General features: G+C 45.9%; 19 protein-coding genes. 10 read left to right on the top strand and 9 right to left on the bottom strand.

The window, feature by feature from the left end:
* Nucleotides 1-88: 88 nt before the first annotated feature.
* On the bottom strand, nucleotides 89-940 hold the full coding sequence (locus MHI48_RS02140) for an AraC family transcriptional regulator (protein WP_036616653.1): 852 nt from the start codon (nucleotides 938-940) through the stop codon (nucleotides 89-91).
* Between the two features lie 257 nt (nucleotides 941-1,197).
* Here MHI48_RS02140 and MHI48_RS02145 point away from each other — a divergent pair, with 257 nt between their 5' ends.
* Nucleotides 1,198-1,659 (top strand): cupin domain-containing protein, encoded by a 462-nt coding sequence (locus MHI48_RS02145; protein WP_017691032.1) that lies wholly within the window; start codon nucleotides 1,198-1,200, stop codon nucleotides 1,657-1,659.
* A 151-nt stretch (nucleotides 1,660-1,810) separates the two neighbouring features.
* Here the strand turns inward: MHI48_RS02145 and MHI48_RS02150 are convergent, their stop codons facing one another.
* The 3 genes from MHI48_RS02150 to MHI48_RS02160 form a co-directional block, all read right to left on the bottom strand.
* Complete coding sequence (locus tag MHI48_RS02150) at nucleotides 1,811-2,662, bottom strand: DUF4179 domain-containing protein (RefSeq protein ID WP_076329724.1); 852 nt, start codon at nucleotides 2,660-2,662, stop codon at nucleotides 1,811-1,813.
* Nucleotides 2,659-3,177 (bottom strand): sigma-70 family RNA polymerase sigma factor, encoded by a 519-nt coding sequence (locus tag MHI48_RS02155; protein ID WP_076329725.1) that lies wholly within the window; start codon nucleotides 3,175-3,177, stop codon nucleotides 2,659-2,661. The genes MHI48_RS02150 and MHI48_RS02155 overlap by 4 nt, the downstream gene beginning before the upstream one ends.
* A 273-nt stretch (nucleotides 3,178-3,450) precedes the next feature.
* The gene (locus MHI48_RS02160; protein WP_036616658.1) at nucleotides 3,451-4,278 is read right to left on the bottom strand and encodes an aldo/keto reductase; all 828 of its coding nucleotides are present in this window, start codon (nucleotides 4,276-4,278) and stop codon (nucleotides 3,451-3,453) included.
* A 333-nt stretch (nucleotides 4,279-4,611) separates the two neighbouring features.
* Between MHI48_RS02160 and MHI48_RS02165 the strand changes: the two genes are divergently transcribed.
* The gene (locus MHI48_RS02165) at nucleotides 4,612-5,868 is read left to right on the top strand and encodes a DUF445 domain-containing protein (protein WP_076253896.1); all 1,257 of its coding nucleotides are present in this window, start codon (nucleotides 4,612-4,614) and stop codon (nucleotides 5,866-5,868) included.
* Nucleotides 5,869-5,953: 85 nt separating this feature from the next.
* On the opposite strand, the gene MHI48_RS02170 is transcribed toward MHI48_RS02165, so the two are convergent.
* From MHI48_RS02170 to MHI48_RS02185, 4 genes are read right to left on the bottom strand one after another with little or no spacing between them, the layout of a single operon-like run.
* Nucleotides 5,954-6,307, bottom strand: coding sequence for a YxeA family protein (locus MHI48_RS02170; RefSeq protein WP_076329726.1), 354 nt, complete (start codon nucleotides 6,305-6,307; stop codon nucleotides 5,954-5,956).
* Between the two features lie 29 nt (nucleotides 6,308-6,336).
* Entirely contained in the window at nucleotides 6,337-7,068 is a 732-nt protein-coding gene (locus MHI48_RS02175; protein ID WP_036616664.1) for an ABC transporter permease, read from the bottom strand.
* A 12-nt stretch (nucleotides 7,069-7,080) separates the two neighbouring features.
* Nucleotides 7,081-7,830 carry an ABC transporter permease gene (locus tag MHI48_RS02180; protein ID WP_036673138.1) on the bottom strand — a complete coding sequence of 250 codons (750 nt, stop codon included), beginning with the start codon at nucleotides 7,828-7,830 and terminating at the stop codon, nucleotides 7,081-7,083.
* The gene (locus tag MHI48_RS02185) at nucleotides 7,830-8,750 is read right to left on the bottom strand and encodes an ABC transporter ATP-binding protein (protein ID WP_370511453.1); all 921 of its coding nucleotides are present in this window, start codon (nucleotides 8,748-8,750) and stop codon (nucleotides 7,830-7,832) included. Before MHI48_RS02185 ends, MHI48_RS02180 begins: the two co-directional genes overlap by 1 nt.
* Nucleotides 8,751-8,903: 153 nt before the next feature.
* On the opposite strand from MHI48_RS02185, the gene MHI48_RS02190 reads away from it, so the two are divergent.
* The 8 genes from MHI48_RS02190 (at nucleotide 8,904) to MHI48_RS02225 (ending at nucleotide 19,510) form a co-directional block, all read left to right on the top strand.
* Nucleotides 8,904-9,617 carry a response regulator transcription factor gene (locus tag MHI48_RS02190; protein ID WP_036616668.1) on the top strand — a complete coding sequence of 238 codons (714 nt, stop codon included), beginning with the start codon at nucleotides 8,904-8,906 and terminating at the stop codon, nucleotides 9,615-9,617.
* The gene (locus MHI48_RS02195) at nucleotides 9,617-10,999 is read left to right on the top strand and encodes a sensor histidine kinase KdpD (RefSeq protein WP_076329727.1); all 1,383 of its coding nucleotides are present in this window, start codon (nucleotides 9,617-9,619) and stop codon (nucleotides 10,997-10,999) included. The genes MHI48_RS02190 and MHI48_RS02195 overlap by 1 nt, the downstream gene beginning before the upstream one ends.
* Nucleotides 11,000-11,274: 275 nt before the next feature.
* Nucleotides 11,275-11,457, top strand: a complete 183-nt coding sequence (locus tag MHI48_RS02200) for a type A2 lanthipeptide (protein WP_036616672.1) — start codon at nucleotides 11,275-11,277, stop codon at nucleotides 11,455-11,457.
* Nucleotides 11,458-11,561: 104 nt separating this feature from the next.
* Nucleotides 11,562-14,972 carry a type 2 lanthipeptide synthetase LanM family protein gene (locus MHI48_RS02205; protein WP_076329728.1) on the top strand — a complete coding sequence of 1,137 codons (3,411 nt, stop codon included), beginning with the start codon at nucleotides 11,562-11,564 and terminating at the stop codon, nucleotides 14,970-14,972.
* Nucleotides 14,965-17,181 carry a peptidase domain-containing ABC transporter gene (locus MHI48_RS02210; RefSeq protein ID WP_076319548.1) on the top strand — a complete coding sequence of 739 codons (2,217 nt, stop codon included), beginning with the start codon at nucleotides 14,965-14,967 and terminating at the stop codon, nucleotides 17,179-17,181. The genes MHI48_RS02205 and MHI48_RS02210 overlap by 8 nt, the downstream gene beginning before the upstream one ends.
* 397 nt (nucleotides 17,182-17,578) lie before the next feature.
* Entirely contained in the window at nucleotides 17,579-17,860 is a 282-nt protein-coding gene (locus tag MHI48_RS02215) for a hypothetical protein (RefSeq protein ID WP_036616676.1), read from the top strand.
* Nucleotides 17,861-17,891: 31 nt separating this feature from the next.
* A complete protein-coding gene (locus MHI48_RS02220; RefSeq protein WP_036616678.1) occupies nucleotides 17,892-19,181 on the top strand; it encodes a lipase family protein in 1,290 nt (429 codons plus the stop codon).
* A gap of 56 nt (nucleotides 19,182-19,237) precedes the next feature.
* Nucleotides 19,238-19,510 (top strand): hypothetical protein, encoded by a 273-nt coding sequence (locus tag MHI48_RS02225; RefSeq protein WP_017691024.1) that lies wholly within the window; start codon nucleotides 19,238-19,240, stop codon nucleotides 19,508-19,510.
* Between the two features lie 226 nt (nucleotides 19,511-19,736).
* Here the strand turns inward: MHI48_RS02225 and MHI48_RS02230 are convergent, their stop codons facing one another.
* A complete protein-coding gene (locus MHI48_RS02230) occupies nucleotides 19,737-20,513 on the bottom strand; it encodes a YcnI family protein (protein WP_076329729.1) in 777 nt (258 codons plus the stop codon).
* Nucleotides 20,514-20,652 lie beyond the last annotated feature (139 nt).

Below are 20,652 nucleotides of genomic sequence, written 5' to 3' on the forward strand. Positions count from 1 at the left end.
AGTAATCGTGATGCCTTTTGATATAAGGGGTACGTAATCTCTGGAGCAAGGCTACCCACTCGGTTTTTATATGAAGTTATCTGAAGATCTACCGGTGTTCCTTACGATAGCGCAGCGGTGTTGTACCGGTAACCTGTTTGAATGTTTTGTTAAAATGAGCCGTATGTTCAAATCCTACCTTCTCAGCGATCATCTGGACACGCTCTTGTGTGGACAGTAATCTTCGTTGTGCTTCCCGGACACGAACAACCCGCAAATATTCGCTAAATCGAAACCCGGTAAACCGGCTGAACATTCGGCTCAGATAGGATGGACTGATATAAAAACGATTGGCTGCACCCTCCAATGTAAGTGGTTCGGTATAGTTTTTATTCACATAAGTGACAATTTCACTGATTTTGTCCTGCATCGGATGCAAGGGACCGGGGCATGACTGCCGGATGTCCTCCTCTACCCGATGGATACGGATCAAAAGTTGGGCAAGCAGACTTCTTACGGCGATCTCATAGTGAGGGCGTCGCTCTTTGCATTCTTGCAGCATCTGCCACAATATACGCTCCATCTCGGGCTGTTCCGCTTCAGGCAGGCGAAGGAGTCTTGAACAATTAAAAGGCAGCAGACCACATATGCCAAGTTCCATCCCCGTTGCAAAAGCAGGAGAAAAACCGATTAATATCCGTTCGAAGCCGGGAATACTTCCTTTGGAGGTGGTATGTACATCGTGTGGATTAATCAGAATAAAATCACCCTTGCGGGCGGACAGAATCTGACCATTCATGGAATACACTCGTTCACCTTCAAGTAAGTAATACAGTTCGTAGAATGGATGAGCGTGAGGTTGTGGCATACCATTCCCATCATGTCTGCGCATATGTTCAATGGTAAATGAATGTTCACCGATTCGGTATTTGGGTCCAATCCGGTCCTCTATGAGACTCATGGTACAGCTCCCCTCTGCTTCACGGATTAACAACGATATCCATATCATAACGGAACATCCATCTTTTTGTAAACGCTATCATTGGAAATGAAATATTTCTTTAATCCTATCGTTAAATACCGAGAGAATGAATTTGGCATGGTACTTATGTGCTGTCAAGGTGACAAAACTTGAATGATGTTTTAGAGTAGGGGGAGAGAGGCGAAACTCTGGTTAAGGAGTGCCTTCAATATGATTTGGAAGGAAGGAAACAGGTTATGACGACACATGAATTATCGCCATTGGTTGCTGCGCTCAATATGCAACCTCACGTTGAAGGCGGTTGGTATAAGGAAGAATGGAAGGCGTCTTATCAGATTCCACAGTCCGTTCTGCCGGATACATACTCCGGTCCACGATTCTCGGCAAGTTCCACGTATTTCCTGCTACACGCACATGAAATCTCCGAGTGGCATACGGTTCTGTCCGATGAACTTTGGCTGTGGCACAGCGGCAGTCCAGTTGAACTGAAGCTGGGTGGCAATGGGGAGAACCCGGAGAACGAGGAAGTTCTTGTTCTGGGGATGGATATTGCTGCGGGGCAATCACCACAGGTGCTCGTTCCTGCCGGCGTATGGCAGACAGCGCGTCCGCTGGGCGATGAGCCTGTACTGGTAACTTGCGTAGTAGCGCCAGGTTTCCACTTTGATGATTTCAAGCTGGTATCCAAAAGCGAATAGGTTTTAATATGTGAAAATCCCGATCCGAGATGCTCAGTGCATCCGAATCGGGATTTTTTTGGATCGAGCGTATAAAGTATGCTGAGGTCTATGCCTAGTTCAGGGATAGATCATTCCCTTTTGAATAAGCATCACTTTTGGCAATGACTAATCACTTCGGATTCTCGTTACTCATCCAGCTGTCCACATAAAACTCCTCATGATAATCCGGTTGCTGAGCGAGTTCTTTGAGCTTCTGTTCAGCTTCTTCAGCGGTAAGATATTCTCCAATAACTGCTGTAAACTCACCAGTGGACGTTTTGAGGAAAGAGATGTCCTCATCCGGATAGGATTCTTTAATTATACCCATCGATTCTCCAAAAGGCATTGATTCTGTGCGGAGAGAGTATACCTTCCGAGGTGTGACCGGTTTGCCGTCGGAAGTCAGTTTCACTTCCAGGTATCCAGGGTTCTTGAATTCCGTTACGGCATACTGTACCCCTTCTTTTAAAACAACTACGAATCCGACGGAAGAGTCGTCTAAAATCATGGAACCATAAACATCTTTCACTAAAGGCTGGGTCATGAAGTCGGCTTTGACTTTCTCTATATCCATGTAACGTGCACCGCTAAAAGTGAAGAGGATGCGATTCGGTGCTTCTTTGTGTACCACATTATAATGGGGTGCATCATTAGTCTGATCTTGCTCGTCGGTACTAAAATTGATTTTAAGCGTATTTTCGGTTGCTTCCGATCCCACAGTTACACCATCTGTAACTTTGCCTCCATCGCCAAATTGCAACACCTGAACAATAGAGCCGACCACAGGTATTTTGGACATGGCGTTTGCTACGGAAGGGATGTTGACTATGAACAGAAAAGCGGCACACGCTGCCAGAATGGAAGCGTAGCGAATGATGCGGGAGGAGCTTTTGCGAGCGGCAGCCTTTTGCTGGGCTTGACGAATAACATCAGTAAGTTGAGCTGGAATTTCAATGTTTTCGTAACGTTCTTTACCTGTCATAGATCTCCAACCTCTCCTTCAATTAAATCCATTTTTAATTTGTTGATAATCCGATAGAATTTTGACTTAACGGTATTCTCCGACAGGGAGAGCACTTCAGCGATCTCCCGGAAACGCATATTACCAAAGAACTTTAATATAATATAGGCTCTATCTTCGGGCACGAGTCTATCCAGTGCGTCATATAGATCCATTTTTTCTTCTAGCGACGCCCCTCGCTCTGGAGCTACAAACTCCTGCACATGATCCTCCATATAGGTCACTCGCTGGTTGCGTCGAATATGATCTATCGCTGTGTTAATCACAATTCGTGACATCCAAGAATCAAAATACGTCATGGACTCCATCTTCCCATAAGCGATGTACCCTTTATAGACCGCTTCGGATACGATATCCAGCGCTTCTTGTTCATTTTTAACATAGCAGTATGCCAGTCGATATAATTTATTTTGAATCTCTGATATTTTTTCGCTGAACTGTTCTTCTTTTGTCTTTTTATGGTTCAGTCTAATCACTCCTGATCCCCCCTGATCAACCTAAATATTCAAGTCACCGCTCGTTCCAGGCCTGGATCCTATATAAGTGCTTGAGTTCGTTTGACACTCGTTAGACTGGTGAGGAGAAGAAATAGTTCTAAACGGTCAAGAATTTTTTTTCTTTCGGCCCTGAATAGGATAACGAGCCTCGCCTCCATTCTTAACAACGAATAGTTTGCCTATAACATCACATACCAAAACACCCGCTCTTCTAAGATCGAAGGCGGGTGTAATCGAATTCATCTGCTTATATTAGAAGTTAAAGTTGTCTGGATCAGAACCAAATCGTTTATTCTCGTTCAGACTGTTAATCTGCTCTATTTCTTCCGAAGTTAACTCAAAATCATAGAGATCAGCATTCGCGTGAATACGCTCAGGTGTAACGGATTTCGGTATGGTCACGATGCCGTTCTGCAGATCCCAGCGCAGAATTACTTGTGCGGGGGACTTGCTGTATTTGGCGGCGATATCCTTCAGCAACGGATGATCCATCAGATGACCTTGTCCGAGCGGAGACCAGGCTTCGATCTGAATCTGATGTTTGTTGCAGTACTCACGAAGCTCTGACTGAATCAATAGTGGGTGAAGCTCCACCTGATTAACTGCTGGTTTGATCGTGGCATCGATCATCAAGTCTTCCAGATGGTGAATCTGGAAGTTGCTCACACCGATCGCGCGGATGCGTCCTTCTTTATGGAGTTTCTCCAGCGCTCGCCATGTGTCTTTGTACTTGCCCTTAACCGGCCAGTGGATAAGATAGAGATCCAGGTACTCCAGTTCGAGTCGTTCCATGCTTGCTTCGAAGGCAGCCAGCGTGGATTCATATCCCTGATCACTATTCCAAACTTTAGTGGTAATGAACAGATCCTCACGAGCTACTCCAGATTCACGAATACCCTGAGCGACACCTGTTTCGTTGTTATACGCTTTGGCTGTGTCGATGCTGCGATAACCAGCTTGAATGGCTGTTTTGACAGCATGAACGACTTCGTCTCCGTCTTTAACTTTGAATACCCCAAAACCCAGCCATGGCATTTTGACTCCGTTATAGAGCGTGGTTGTGTCCTGCACGTGTTTCATGGTCCGAAATTCCTCCTCTTATTGATTCATTGTTCCAATATGTAATTACCCTGCTGTTCAGCAGCCAATCGATATCGAAGGGCCGTCTTGAATGATTATACTAAAATCTTCCTGGTCTTGGAAAAGGGAGTGATCCATTTTACGAAGTAAACGCCGCTATTATCCTTTTTCTTCAACCAGAGGTTTGGTTTTGACGCTTGTGGGTGATAAGATGAAGTATACGAAATATGGAAGCCAAGACTTTGTAATTGGAGAGTTTACATAAGAACAGACGAAGTACGGAATCGGGTATAGACCAGACCGTACGATTAACGATAAAGGAGCAAGAATACAATGGCTAAACCTAAACAAACCAAAAAAGCAGCAGCCTGGTCTCTCGTGGTCATGGGAGCGGGATTTGCTGCATCCTTGCCGTTCCAGGGCGTTCCTGTGGGCAAGTTGCTGGTAGGATCATTTGAAGCGGGACTCGTGGGTGGACTTGCGGACTGGTTCGCCGTTACCGCATTATTCCGGCACCCGCTCGGCATTCCCATTCCACACACAGCATTGCTGCCGAAAAATCGCGATAAAATGACGGAAGGTCTGGTCTCCGCGGTAGAAAATAACTTGCTCAACAAAGACAGCATTACCGAGAAAATTGCAGATTTCAAAGCAGCAGAGACGGTGCTAGATACGTTGACACGTGAGCTTCACAGTGACGGGATCAAGATCATGATTGATACGCTCTGCAAACGAATTCTGGCTGGTCTGCCGTTAGAGCAGATTGCTCCGCTCGTGGCACGTGAGATCAAGTCACAAGCGGGCGCCTTTGATCTGGGTCCAATTCTGGAACGGGCTGCCCACCAGATGACAGAGCGGGGCTACGACGCCAAAGCGCTGGACTATGGACTGAAGCAAGCCGAGGAGTGGCTGGTTAAACCCGAGACGATCATGTTTTTAGGTGAAAGCGGCATGAAAGCCATCAGCGGCATTCAGATGAACGGATTGATGCAGTTTGCGATGAATGCGTTCCTGGGTTATATGAACGAGGAGCGTCTGGGTGGCATTTTACAAGGATATCTCTTCGATCGGGTAGAGGATATGAAACGTGAAGGCAGCGCTCTAAGATACAAGGTGCTTGATATGGTACGTACCCAGACGGTGCGTTTGGCAATGAGTGAGGCTATGCAAGATGGAATCAACAGCTGGAAGAACAATATGTTGGAGGGCTGGAACGCAGAGGAAACGGTGCTGAACAAACTCACCGACCTGAGAGACAAGGCACTCGCCGCGATGGAAGATGGACAGTATGTAGATACGTATGCACTGCCTGCCATTGAGCGGGTATTGGTTGATCTGCGGGCAGATGACGAGTTGATGACAGGCATGAATGCCAAGATCGTAAATGGCGTCACAACACTGCTGGAGAAAAATCATTCTAAAATCGGTAAACTGGTACGCGAAAATGTGGACAAAATGGACAATGCCACTTTGGTTTCGATGATTGAGGATAAGGTTGGACAGGACCTGCAATGGATTCGGATCAACGGAGCCGTTACCGGATTTGTTATCGGGATTGCGCTGACTGCGCTACAGATGGCATTGGCATAACCTAAAAGAGCCACCCTTGAAGTAATGGGGCAAGGCTCTTTTTGTTATGCAAATATCAATGGAGATATAGATACGCATCTTTTTTCTATTTAGAGGTTAACTGCTTGGCTTGCCCCGGCAGATCGTCCGCTGTGACCTCTTCCCAGTGTGTAACACCACGCAGCGTGGATACATATAGTTTCAGATAGGCCCCATTTTTGAGTAGCTTACTGGTGGAGAAGCTAAGTGTTTTGGGTTTTCCTTCGTCTGTATAGCCGATCAGTTCATAAGCATATCTGCCATTGTCATCCTTGTTGACTGTAGTCTGATTCACAGTGGTATAGTAGGTTGTTTTGCCGGCAGGGTTATCGGGAGTCAATTTAGCAGGGTCCATGAAGAAGAGCCACAGGCAAGTCAGAATAACGAGTACCAATGCGAGAATAGTGAATGCTTTTTTCATGTTCTTGTCCTCCTTTAATCTCGGTAAATTTAGGACGATGCGATGTCTTTATATTTCAGGCGGCGGATCGACCAGGTAGCAAACAGAAGGATAAAGAGACTGTTCATGAAAAGAAAGACGATATTCTCCGAGGATGTCAGTCCCTTTTGACTCAGAACGCCCATGCCTATAGTTAACAAGGAGTAGGGGAATAACATGCCGATTTTCAGCACATACATGCCTAGTCCCAGAAAGACTGCACAAAGGCTGATGCCAATTGGCGTCGCAAAGCTTCTTATCCGGATCGACAACCCTAGTTGCAGTGCAGCAATAGAGATAGCGGCAAACCATCCTCGCAGGCTCCATACGACGGTCTCCATCGGGAACGGACCCGGAATGACGAACAGTTTGCCTGCTGCCCAGTACATGAGCATGAAGAAGGCTTGAGCCGAGAAGATCAATATGCCAACAATGACCAACTTGGCAACAAATAGGCTGGTGACTGACACTGGAGAAGCCAGAATCATATTCCAGTTGCGATTGCTGTGTTCCAGGCGGCATACAAAGGCACAACAGATAGCGATCAGGATGGGCAGGAAGAATTCTCCGTAAAACAAACTGACCTGTGTCCACAGGCTGTACCACCCGTTTTGTAAAGCCGCTTGATTGAAATAAAAGTTAAAGCATCCGATAAGCAGACTGATAATAGGCAGAATGGCCAGTACCAGGCTGATCCGGGAATGCCGAAGTTTAAGCCATTCTGCGGAAATGCTCCTCAGCATGTGTTCCCCTCCTCAAATCTCTTGTCTTGAAGCATGAATATTCCCTGCAAAATAGAAGATGGCAGCCATCAACAAGGCGGCTAAGAAAAGACCGACAGGCAGCATACCCGATACATAGGTACCCGAAGATGCGCTGTAAATATAAGTGACTGGATTCAGATCCATGTAGTAAGACCAGATGAAAAGGTGACGTACACCTGCTGGAAACAACCCCGATGTTGTTCCGATGAATCCGCCCAGCATACCCAGACATAACGCAAAAGCCTGATTGCGTACTGTAAGAGACAACCATTGCTGAAGAGCGGTGATGGCGAGTGTAGTTAGCATTGTGCCAATAGCGAACTGCACAAGCAGGGAAAGTGGCAGCGGACCGGAAATATTTTTGGATAAACCGAAACCGACAATGAACACAGCTTGCGCAAGGATACCATAAAGGATCAGGCTGTTCGCACATATGTATTTGGCTGTGTAGACATGATTACGTCCGGTGTTGGTCGTCATTAGCATCTTCCAGGTGTTCCCCTTATGCTCCATATCACAGATGCGGGATACAACGATAGCCGATATAATGGGCAGAAACAGACCGTTCATGGAAGCGATGCTGAAGATCAAGGCTTCCCAGCTCGCATTGGTTGCACTTCGGGAGATGGAGATACTCATGGACATGGAGGCCCAGATCATCTCAGCGGCTAGAAAAAGAGATAACATGACCCAGATCTTTTTGCGGCGGATTTTAAAATACTCTAGGGATAGAGCTTTCATTACAGGCTCCGCTCCTTTCCGGTCAGATCCAGGAATATACCTTCCAAACTTTTCTTGTATTCCTCGATACGAATCACAGGAATATCGTGTTGTACCAGCACTTTATTCATCTGCGAGACTTCTTCGTCACGAAGGTAGTCGAACACCAGTTGTTTGCCCTGGACTGTAGGCATGTAGCCTTGAGTCAAAAGGATTTTCTCTGCTCTTGCCGTATCCGTCGTCTGAAAACGTATGGTAGCCTTGTTATTGGCCTGAAGACTCTGCATGCTTCCCTGAAACAGAAGTTTGCCATCACTGATAATGCCGACTGAGGTAGCAATCTGTTCGATCTCTGATAACAGGTGGCTGGATAGCAGGACTGTTATGCCGTATTGACCAGGAAGGGACTTGATCAATTCCCTGATCTCACCGATCCCGGACGGATCAAGTCCGTTCGTAGGTTCATCCAGAATAAGCAGGCTTGGGAAGGCAAGCAGGGCCATGGCAATACCGAGTCTTTGTTTCATCCCCAGCGAATACTGATCGGCCTGTTTATGTTTTTGATTTTCAAGTCGAACAATTTTGAGAGCTTCATCAATATTTTTATTCGGTACGTTCCGTAGTCGCTGCATGACTTTCATATTCTCAAGTCCAGTCAAGTGGCCGTAATAAGATGGAGATTCGATCAGTGAACCTGTCTGATTCAGAATGGAAGGGCGATGTTTATTCAGATCTTTGCCAAACACCTTTACAGTGCCTTCGGTAGGTTTGATCAAACCCAACAGCATTTTTAATGTGGTTGTTTTGCCTGCTCCGTTCGGACCCAGGAAGCCAAAAATCTGTCCCGTCTCAACTGCCAGATTGACCTGATGTACGCGGTTAGTACCGCCATAAGATTTGGACAGGTTATGCGTTTCCACGATGGGGGAACTGTTTATCATTGATCTCAACTCCATTTCACTAATGTCTCTGTTGCTCTAAATATAGATCAGGCTTCTTGCTCGTAGCTGAAGATAACCTTACAATTACCTTAAATGGAAATGGAAAATATCGGATGAATGCCTTTATGATGTATAATAAAAAGGGTGATATCAATGGAATTATTGAAGAATAAGAAAATATTGATCGTAGATGATGAGCCCGAAATACGGGAAATGATTGAACGTTTTTTACGGAAAGAAGGTTTTTTTCGGATCTATACGGCTGGTAACTTCGTGAATGCCTTGGCGGTATGCAGACTTGAAAAGCCGGATGCAGCTATTCTGGATGTGATGCTTCCGGATGGAGATGGGTTCTCTCTGCTCTCTTCGATCCGGTCATTCTCGGACATGCCTGTTCTGTTCCTGTCTGCACGTGGTGAAGATGAGGATCGACTGCTCGGTCTGGGGCTTGGAGCAGATGATTATATGGTCAAGCCCTTTCTGCCAAGAGAGTTGATTCTCCGGCTTATGGCTATTCTGAAGCGGGTATATGCTTCCAACACAGTGGAGAGATTGCCTGTATTTCGTTTGGGTGGACAAACCATTGATCTGGAGAGCGCTGTTGTACAGAGGACAGACAGGGAGCTTCCATTGACAGCTAAGGAGCATGCCATACTGATCAAGTTGTATGAGAATCAGGGCCGAATTGTAACCAGTGATGCTCTGTGTCAAGCCGTCTGGGGAGACGAGAGTTATGGGTATGAGAATACCCTGATGGTGCATGTTCGGCGAATCCGGGAGAAGATTGAGGAAGATCCATCCAAACCGATATTTCTGCTGACGGTACGGGGACTTGGTTATAAATTGATGGTTCAGGAGTCTAGGTAATGGATGGCGTTGTTCGAATTCTAAGAAGGTTCGTCGGATCAACCATTCTGGTATCTGTGGTGCTATTACTATTCAATCTGATTCTGCTAGGTTCGCTGATCTTCAAGGAAATTCATGAAGGGCCTTCCCCTGGTGCGGTTGTGAAGCAGATGGCTAGTGGCCTGAGCAAGGGAGAGCAGGGGGAATATGCGCTGGACAGCGATGGAATGCAATTGCTGGATACATATCAGGCTTGGGCTATGCTGCTTGATCCCCAGGGCAAGGTACAGTGGAGCGAACAGCTTCCGGCTGAAATCCCGCGCTCTTATAACGTGACGGATGTTGCGAAGTTCTCCCGATATTATCTTATGGAATACCCAGTGTATGTGTGGGAGCGTAACGACGGATTATTGGTCGTAGGCTACCCCAAGAATACGTACGGAAAATACCAGTTCGACTTTTTGGCAGAGTGGCTTAAGTCATTACCTGTTCGGATCATCCTATTATTGGTGTGTAATGTGGCTCTTGCTCTTCTGGTATCCGTATTAATTGGAACACGGGTAATCCGTAGTATTCGACCGTTGATCAATGGCATTCATGCGCTGGCAAAGGAAGAGCCTGTTCATGTCGAGACCAAGGGTATATTTAATGATCTGTCTCAAAGCATCAATTCAACATCTCGCATGCTTCAGGATAAGGATGATGCTCTTAAAGCGAGAGATGAAGCTCGATCCAACTGGATCGCAGGCATTTCTCACGATATACGGACGCCATTGTCCATGATTCTGGGTTACGCGAGCGAGTTGGAAGAGCAAGTGGATTTGCCAGCTGAGCAAAAACAGCAGGCATCCATTATTCGTCGCCAGGGTGAACGTCTGCGGTCACTGGTCAGTGATCTGAATTTGGTGTCCATGCTGGAGTATGAGATGCAGCCCTTGCAGTTGAAGTCGATTCGACTCTCTGTTCTGGCAAGACAGGTCGTGTCAGATTTTTTGAACAATGGCCTGGATGAACGTTATCCGATCTCGCTTCATGTTCAGGACGAAAGTCTTCAGGTTATGGGGGATGAGCGATTACTGTATCGTGCAGTAACGAACCTGATACATAACAGTATCAGGCATAACCCGGATGGATGTGCAATTGTGCTGGAAACGAGCCGTTCAGCGGAGGATTTATGTTGTGAGTTTGTGGTATCTGATGATGGGATAGGAATTCCAAAAGAGTATCTGGACGATGTGGTGGTACTCCCTTATGCCGCAGGACGTGTACGGCCCTCCCGCCAGGGACATGGCTTGGGGCTTCCAATGGTATCAAGGATTGCAAAGGCTCATCGGGGAAGGCTTATTCTGACGAGTGACAGTGGGGAAGGGTTTAGAGCTGTATTGCAGTTGCCTGCTACTTAGAAAAACACCTGCCTTGGACAGGTGTTTAAAACTTTATACATGTAACAACGAACTATCGCAATTTTGTCATCGTCATAGTAAAAGTAATGTTTCTTGTCAAAATGACGCGAAAATCCAAAGAACGGATTTACAAAAAATAGCAAATTGTGCTAGGATGAATATAGGAAATAATTACATAAATTAAATATTTTGGGATTGCAAAGACTTGAATTCAACCTTGGTGTTTAGCTTTTTTTAAGCTATACATATAAAAAAATTGAATGGAGGTTTTTTCAATGAAACAATTCAATCTCGAAGCATTGGGAGCAATTGAGGACATCAGTGATGATGAGCTGATGGTCATTACAGGTGCGGTATCTGTAATTGATGTTGAAGCAAGCGGCGGTGTATTCTGTACGGTAAGTCATGAATGTCATTATAATTCGGTTTCACCTTCTTCTTGGCTGACTTGTTGTTAATTTTTACTCTTATCTTCGGGCACATAGCTGATTTCAGTTATGTGCTTGATTTTGTTATATGAGGTTTTGGGCACGAACCATCCAATAGAAGGGGAGATAAAACGATGAACATACAGGAGCGGTTACATGACTCCCGGTGGAGTGATGCACTCTACTTAACGGAGAAATACAAGCAGTTTGTGCAGCGATATGCTGCCCAAGTTCCCAATGATCTCTTATTTAGCGAGGAAATTGCTGTTGATATAAATGAAAAAAATATAACTGCTGACGTTCAGCATGGGGACATGCCTGTGGAGCACACTTCCGAGTCGGAAAGGATGCAGAAATGGCTTGAAAAGTTTTTTCAGGACCAGGAGCTATTGTCCAATCGCTTCCGGGCTGAATCCATGAATATGGAGACGGTGCAGGCTATGTTTAACGATACAGGCTTCATGTACGACTTTGTGCAGATGCCTTGGCATCAGGAACTCTGCAGCACATTTCTGGAGAATGAGCATTTGGAGATCGAATATTTTATTGAGGGGAATACGGAAGAAATCCCGTTCTTTGAGTTTTCTAGACCCTTCCTGCAACGATCCATTCAGATCATGACGGACGGTTTGAATGATGGATATGAATGGCTGGACAAACGACGTGTTACTGGGCTTGTTCTGAAGACCGTCTCGGATAAAGTGTTCCACATGTCTGCCAAGACACTAATCTATGAATTAAATAAAGCGAGATTGCAAGATGAATTGAGAGGTGAGGATTCCCGGCAGCGGTATCTGCACTTTGTGAACCAGAACATGCAGTCCAGGGATCAGATTCTCTCCTTACTACTGGAATATCCTGTTCTTGCACGAGGACTTGTCGAGCACACTCTTCGGATCAGTCTGAATATGATGCGTGTTCTGGAGCGGCTGACAAGAGATCGTCGTGAACTGGAATCTTTTTTTGATTTCAAGCTGGATAAGCTGGAGGATATCGTATTTCTCGGGGATTCCCATAACGGTGGAGCTAGTGTATTGCGGTTGGCATTTGCCGAAGGGGTCAATGTCATGTACAAACCTAGGAACATGGCCATCGACACCGCTTTTGCCAGTCTGTTGCAATGGTTTAACGATCAGCGAATAGGATTACCCTTCCGTATTGCCAAATCGCTGGATCGCGCCGAATATGGCTGGCAGCAATTCATTCCCTATGAGGAAGTCACCAGTCTGGAGGGAGCGGAACGCTTTTTTGAACGGCAGGGGCAGTATCTCGCTATTTTGTATGCCGTTAATGCAACAGACATGCATATGGAGAACATTGTTGCTCAGGGCGAGCATCCCTTCTTCGTCGATCTGGAATCACTGTTGCATAATCAACCTTTCAAATATGAGGAGGAGAAGGCACACTATACAGCACTGGAGAAGACCCTTTCGATATTGAATGATTCCGTGTTAAAAACGAGCATGTTACCAACGTTGGATTCCAACGCTTTGTATCACAGTGATCTGAGCGGACTTGCAGGGGATGTGGATCAGGTACTCAATACGTATGAGATTCATGATAAAAACACCGATACCATGAGAATCCAACGAAGCAAGGTGAGTGTGAGTCGATTTAGTCATTTGCCTTCATATGAACATACACCCATTAAACCTGAGCGATATATCCAAAGTTTGAAGGAGGGTTTCTATCGCATATACAGTGCTATTATGGAGCAAAAGGAGTCATTTATCTCAACAGTCCGCAATGACTTCCATGGTTGTGCTGTACGTACCATTGTTCGTCCGACCGTTACGTATTTTACGCTGATTGAAGCCAGTTCCCATCCGAAATATCTCAGAGACGGGTTGGATAAGAATCTGTTGTTCGACATGATGTGGATGATTGTGCGGCAGGATCGTGATCGTGAAAAACTGGTGAGATATGAGTGCCATGATCTATTGCACGGCGATGTACCCATGTTCCAGACGTTTATCGGTGAGCAAATGTTGTTCCACCACTACGACAACCAAGCGATTGACGGCGTGTTTTCCTCCGATATTTTAACGCAGACCGCGGATAAAGTGCGGGCGATGAATCCCAAAGACATGGATATGCAATGGGAGTTTACCGAGCGTACAATCCAGACTAAATATGTCCTGGAACGCTCATTCGCTATGGAGAAAAGCACGGAAAGCGTCCGACCGGAAATATTGAATGAACATCAAATACACATGACCAAAGAAGAATATTTGCAAGAAGCCGTGAGGATTGGGGAGTACATAAAAGATATTGCTATTATGGGAGATGAAGGTCTTTCGGTGTCATGGATCAGTATGGGTATGGATGCAGACGAGAAGCTGATCTACAAATCTTCCGAGTTGGGGTTATATAACGGGGTAACCGGTATTGCCTATTTCTATCTGTATCTGAGTCAGGAGACAGGTGACCACAAATATATGCAGATGGTTAATCTGTGCATTCAGACTGCCTGGGAAATGATTCGCAAAAGCATCGACAAAAACATCTCATTGTTCACTGGCTACGGGTCGCTTCTCTATCTGCTGGTGCATAAAGCTAACGTATGTTCCGAGCCGGGGATCAACCCAGATACGCTGGAATTACTCGATATCTTGGACGATATGATTGATAGTGATCAGCAATTGGATGTGATCTCAGGTTGTGCGGGCACATTGATGGCATGTGTGGACATGTATACGAGCTTCCAATCGCAAAAAGCGCTGGATGTGGCTGTGCGATGCGCAGACCGATTGCTGGATCTTGCCCAGCCGATGGATCAAGGTATGGCTTGGGTGACGTCAGCGATCAATAAAACGCCACTTAGCGGTATTGCACATGGCAACGCAGGTATCTGTCTGAGTCTGGCTCGTCTATACAGTGCTACAGGCAACAAAGCCTATCTTGAAACTTGTATGGAAGGACTGAAGTATGAGGAAGCCCTCTACAGCCCTGAAGTAAACAATTGGAAAGATCTGCGGTTCACCGATGGCAACATGCCGGAAGAACACTATGTTATGTACTGGTGTAATGGCGCACCCGGTCTAGGGATCGCCCGCGTAGGGATAGCGCAGCAATTGAGGTCATTGGGAGCTATGGATACGATAGAGACAGATATCCGCAGGGCGTTAGCCAAGACGATGGAAGAAGGGTTTACAGAAGTTAGCTATTCGCTCTGCCATGGGGATATGGGCAATCTGGAGCTGTTCCTTCTCGCAGCCGATTACTTGCAGGATGAAGAGTTGAAGGAGTTCTCGGTTCAGATGGCAAATTACATTGTGACACAGGTGAGACGTGATAACCATCATTGGAGATGCGGCATTCCGGGTCGTCAGCAAATCCCGGGACTGATGCTAGGGCTTGCCGGAATTGGATATCAATTGCTCCGACTGTACAATCGTGACCTGCCTTCAGTACTGATGATGGAAGGACCAAAGGGCAAGGGGATAAGGGATATGGCTCAGACATACGCTATGGAAACGGCGTCCGCTCAGCAGCAGATGACTACTATGGAGCAGTCATCCCATATGGGGCAGCATCATGCCTGAACGGCCTGTATTCCGTCTGCGCCGGAAGAGACAACGCAAAATCCCTGTCAAACTGCAAATGAATCAATATGATTGTGGTCCCAGTTGCTTGCACATGTTACTCGCATATCATGGCTATGAAGCTGATTTCACCGATCTGAGGGAACGTTTTGCAATGATGGGAAACGGCAGGGATGGTAGCTCCATGCTCAAAATGAAAGAGGTTGCTCAGACCTATCACTTGAAAGGGATAGCCAAAAAAGCGCCTGTTGAATCACTTAACAATGATTTTCTGCCAGTCATTTGTTTCTGGGAGGACAATCATTTTGTCGTGCTTGAGCGGATCAAGACGAGTGGGCACTTCATTATTGTTGATCCGGCTTTGGGAAGGCTGGTTATCAGTACGCAGGAGTTTGCGGAGAAATATTCAGGTATTTTTTTGCTCGTATATCCGGATGAGGGCTTTGTACCCTTGTCCGAGAAAAAGATTAGTAAAGTGGCGTACTTCAAGGATTTGATTCGCAGTAACAAAAAATATTTTGGTTGGACCGTTCTACTTGCTCTGGGGCTACAATTGGTTTCGGTGGCCTTTCCGTTCTTGATGCAGGTTTCGATTGATGCGGCCACTAGCGGTGAGGGCTACTCGTTATTTCCTGTCCTGATCACCAGCATTGTGCTGTTAACCCTATTTCAGATCGGTTTCAGTTATATGAAGGATATGTGCATCGTACGGCTTCAGGAATTGTTGGATTCCCAACTGACGACAAACTTTGTCTCTCATATGCTCAAACTGCCTTATCAATATTTTGAAATTCGTTCGCGCGGGGATTTGATGCTACGGATTAATAGCAATACGACCATTCGAGAGATTTTGTCCCAGAAGATGATCTCTACGCTGATCAATCTATTTTTAATTGTTGTGACCTTCACGTATATTGTAATCCAGTCCCGTTTGATCGCTTTTACACTGCTTGGTGTTGGACTGGTTCAAATTCTTGTTTTTGTATACACACGTAGCAGATTCAAGAAACTGACACAGACCCAAATTGTTGCCCAAAGTTTGGCTGGATCATTCATGACGGAAGTGTTGGAAGGCATCTCGACCATCAAATCACTTGGGATTGAAGAGCGTACCGGGGAAAAATGGAGAGCACTATTCATGCGTCAGCTCGCAACGGTCAAGGAAAAAGCTATTTTTCAGACAAGAGTAAATACCGTGACGAATACGCTGAGTTTTATGACTCCGATGCTCATTCTGCTGGTGGGACTATATCAGATTATGCAGGGGAATATGACACTTGGTATGCTCGTTTCATTCCAGTCCCTGGCCGCGCTGTTTCTGGGGCCGCTGAACTCGCTTGCTTTGATGCTGAACGAGTTCGTGATGGCGGATGCGCTGCTGGATCGAATCTATGATGTCATTCAAGCCGAGGAAAGTAATAAATTCAAGAAGAAAACACCGACCCTCCGAGATGTAAAGCTGAATGGGGATATTACAATTGATCAGGTCAGTTTCAGGTATACCGACTACGGGGAAGATGTGCTGAAAAATATTAATATTACGATTAAAGCAGGGCAAAGGGTCGCTCTGGTTGGCAAATCAGGCTCAGGAAAGAGTACCTTGGCGAAATTGCTGGTAGGGCTGTATACGCCCACACAGGGTAATATCTATTTTGACGGCGTGGTTGTAGAAGAACTGGAGCAGCAGGATATTCGTAGCCAGATCAGTATCGTGCTTCAGGATAACTTTGTGTTTAACAACACCGTGTATGACAACATCAGGCTACATGCAGAGGGTTCAACGCTGGAGGATGTAATGTTCGCAGCGAAGCTGGCGGATATTCATGACGATATTGAGAAGATGCCAATGAAGTATAACACACTGATCTCTGAAGCGGGTTCGAATCTGTCTGGAGGGCAGAAGCAACGTGTCGCTCTCGCGCGAGCATTGGTAAGCAGACCCAAAGTTCTTCTGTTGGATGAGGCAACTAGTGCTTTGGATACTGTTACAGAAGCGACGATTGCCCATAATCTGAATATGTTGAAATGCACCCAGATTATCATTGCTCACAGACTCAGTACCATTCGAAGCGCGGACACCATATATGTACTGGATCAGGGTGTACTCGTGGATGCTGGAACACATGATGAATTGATTGGACGGTGTAAATCCTACAATGATCTCGTGTGTGAACAACTGGACGAAACCGGGGCCAGACAGTATGGATGAGGCTAGTGAGGATGATGTTGACGGAAGACAAAAGGCTTTCTTTTCTACACAATATGTGTTGAAGAGAATGCTTTTTTGTTATATATGGAAAATTCGAGAAGCTAAACTGATGCAAAATTCAGGAAATCGGGTAATATACACGCGAACACGCGTATGAATCATATTAGGAAGAAAGATACATAAAAACGATGCTCTCAGCCGATGTGGTCATGTTGATTTTGTACTATGATTCAGTTAACAGAAGCAGAAGGCATGGGTGAATGATCCTGATTCATTGGGTGCACATATACATTGAAATCATAAGAAGAAGGTGATTGGTATGAGGCCAATACAAAAAAAGGTATGTGTATTCTTACTAATTGTGCTATCTATCTTTATTTTGGGAGGCTGTCAGAACATGAAAGAAAGTGAGAAACAGGCACTTTTTCAAGAAGCAGAAGCGAAAGCGGTCAAATATTTCAAAGACAAGTATGAGATGAACGTTGTTATTACCAGCAAGGAGTTGCTACCCGAAATGGCACTGGACTCGATTGCAATGGAAGGGCATGTGGTAGAGCAGGAGGATCAGGAGTTCACTATTTCCTATGACTATAGTGATAAAAAAATCAAAAATTTTGGAATGAGCCCTGCCATCAAGGCAGCCATCATTGAGAAAGGCTACGATCCTTTTGCCAAGTAGATTGTATTGAATTTATGGAGGTGAACATAACATGGGGGATACACCAAGAATTGATGATGAAACATACCGTCTGATGTCGGAACTGGCTTATGAAAATGCCAAAGCAGGTACCGAATATGCGAATCTACCAGGCTGGCAAGTGCTTGAGGATACGCATGGCAACGGTTATTCCGGGTTTGACGCAGTGACTTTTTACAATCCGGAAACGGGGCAGGCGGTCATTTCTTACCGAGGAACAGAAGGAAGTGCCGGATGGGATCGTAAAGGGCCTGATTTTCTGGCGGATGGTCAGATTGCGATCCCCGAACTGGGCAGAAAAATTGAACAATCTACCGATTTCACACCCGATTGGTTATCAGGTGGAATTCAAAAGGTAAAAGACGTCACCGGACTGACTCATTTGGATAATGCGGTGGGTGAGCTGGATAGACAGATTGATAAAAAGCTGAATCCTTTTCCAAATCAAATGTACGAAGCAGAAGACTACGCGAAGGATATGCAGAACAAATATAAGAATTTGGACTTCTCTCTGACAGGGCATTCATTAGGCGGCGGAAATGCTCAGTATGCAGCAGCGCATACGGGAATGACGGCAGTAACCTTTAGTGCGCCATCTGTAATATCCAGCTTGACTCCATCACTGAAACGTAAGGCAGAAGAGGGTGGATTCGATAATCAGATCGTAAACTTTGGTCACCCGGGTGACTTTGTCGCCAGTGGATTCTTTGGTGGCTATGATCGTCATGTGGGTTCCATGTATTACATCAACTCTAATTACAAGGACATGAATGACAACATGAGCATGGGAGATAAGATGGGTAACACCTTTGGTGGGAAGGAATACCACGACCTGAAGCAGTATCAGTTCGAGAATGGTTATATTTCCAATGATCTATACGACCCTACCACTGGTGAGAAAATCAATAAAACTCCCCGTGAACCTTCCAATATCATGACGGAGCTTGCGGATGTTATGCGTAGCTTTGGTGTGCAGACTAACAAGATGGTTGCAGGTGTTGGCTCAGTGGGGGGAGCTTCCGGACTAATTCAGGTAACGCCGGAAGAACTGAAAAGTGTCGCTTCACGGTGGAAGCAAAATGCACAACAGTGCAATGCGGAGCTGAATCAGGTGCGAACCCGCATGGCCCAATATCTGCATACGAGCCGCAGTCGCAGACTGGAGCCAATTGTCACCCAATTGGACGCATCCATTCATGAGCTTGGCACATGGCATATGAAACACACCAGCCAGTTCCTGAACTTTATTGATGAGAAGGCGGATGCTTTCCGGCAGGCTGACGAGAGTCCGGTTCATTTTTAATTAGGATTTCTGGGTGGCTAGCGTTGATATCACGTACATAGGGGAGGGGAACACGAGTGGGTGGACAATTGCTGGTGGAATTGAATGATCTTCGGATTGCGGAAAAAGAACTGACACAGCTGCTTGCCCGTCTGCAAGCCGATGAACAGGAAGCGCGGGCGCTATATAGTCGCCTGAACGATTGGAAAGGCCAGTCCGCAGATCATACAAGACAGCAGATTGAAGAGTTTTTTGCGGGCCTGTCCAGACGTATTCAATCCATTGAACAGCAGAAGAAAAGCTTGCTGCAATACATTGAGATCATGATCCAGACGGATCAGGAACGCTAAGGATGGTAAGGCTGATGCCATATTGCGGATGGCAATCAGCGTGGATAAGGGTGTGACCGTGGAGCGGCATGATTAGTGCCTTAACCACGGATTGTAAAGAACATGGGTAGCCAATCAAAATGATGATAGCTAAAAAGCCTACGGCACATCGGGTTTGATCCCGTATGCCATAGGCTTTTTGTTATCTAAATTTTTCTCAGGTTTTCGTAAAACTGTAAGTTAGTTCTTAACGTTTTTTGCGACGTGTAGCCAACGCAATCCCCAAGAAGGACAGGATCAGGGCCAGAATGGATACGATCAATGTTGCTTGTTGAAGCTTCAGCGTACCCGGGTCTGTATCCGTGTTGTTTGGCTCACCTGTAACGGTGTCATTGAGTGCATCGCCCAGCGTGGTGTCATCGTTTGCTTTGCTATCGTCGGTAGCTGCATTATCTCCAGTGGCGCCTTCTGTACCTGCACTATCATGTCCATCGTTGGCATGACCTCCACCTGCCGCAGCATTACCAGCAGCAGCCGGATCTTCGCTAATCGTTGTGATACTGTGTGGGTTGGCGTCACTTGGTTGGCCTGTCCATTCTACGATGCTGCCATCACTGTAATATTGGAAGGCATCCCAAGCAACTTCAGCTTCCGCCTTAGGGTTCTGTGCAACGAAGTTGAACTGCTGGAATTGTCCTGCCAGAATGCCTTCGTTATCGCCGTCAATTTCCCACGTAATCGATGTTACTTCATTGGAATCGTTCTTCTCTGTAGTGATTTTCCAGCCTGCCAGTGGTTGATATTGCTTGAATGCAACACCTTCTGGAACTTTCATGGTGATTTTGGTTGTAGGCAGTTCTTTCTCGGATGGAATCTTAATCGTGTACGTCTGCCATGCACTTGTCTGTGCAACGGATGGGCTAACGGTAACGTGAGCGCTCGCGAATCCGGCGAATAACATGAATGCTGCGGTACCTGTTGCGATAGTGGATGTTAGTTTGGAAATCCATGATGTTTTCTTCAAAATAAATAACCCCTCTCAGTTCTTATCATATATGATGCGGTCCATTTTCTTAAATGAGTGTCTATATTCTGCAAAGGCACCATTCGGTTACGAATGGTTCTTTCGAACCCCGTTATTCAGGAATTTTTTATACAACTTT

It is taken from the genome of Paenibacillus sp. FSL H7-0942, assembly GCF_045040715.1.
GTDB lineage: Bacteria > Bacillota > Bacilli > Paenibacillales > Paenibacillaceae > Paenibacillus > Paenibacillus amylolyticus.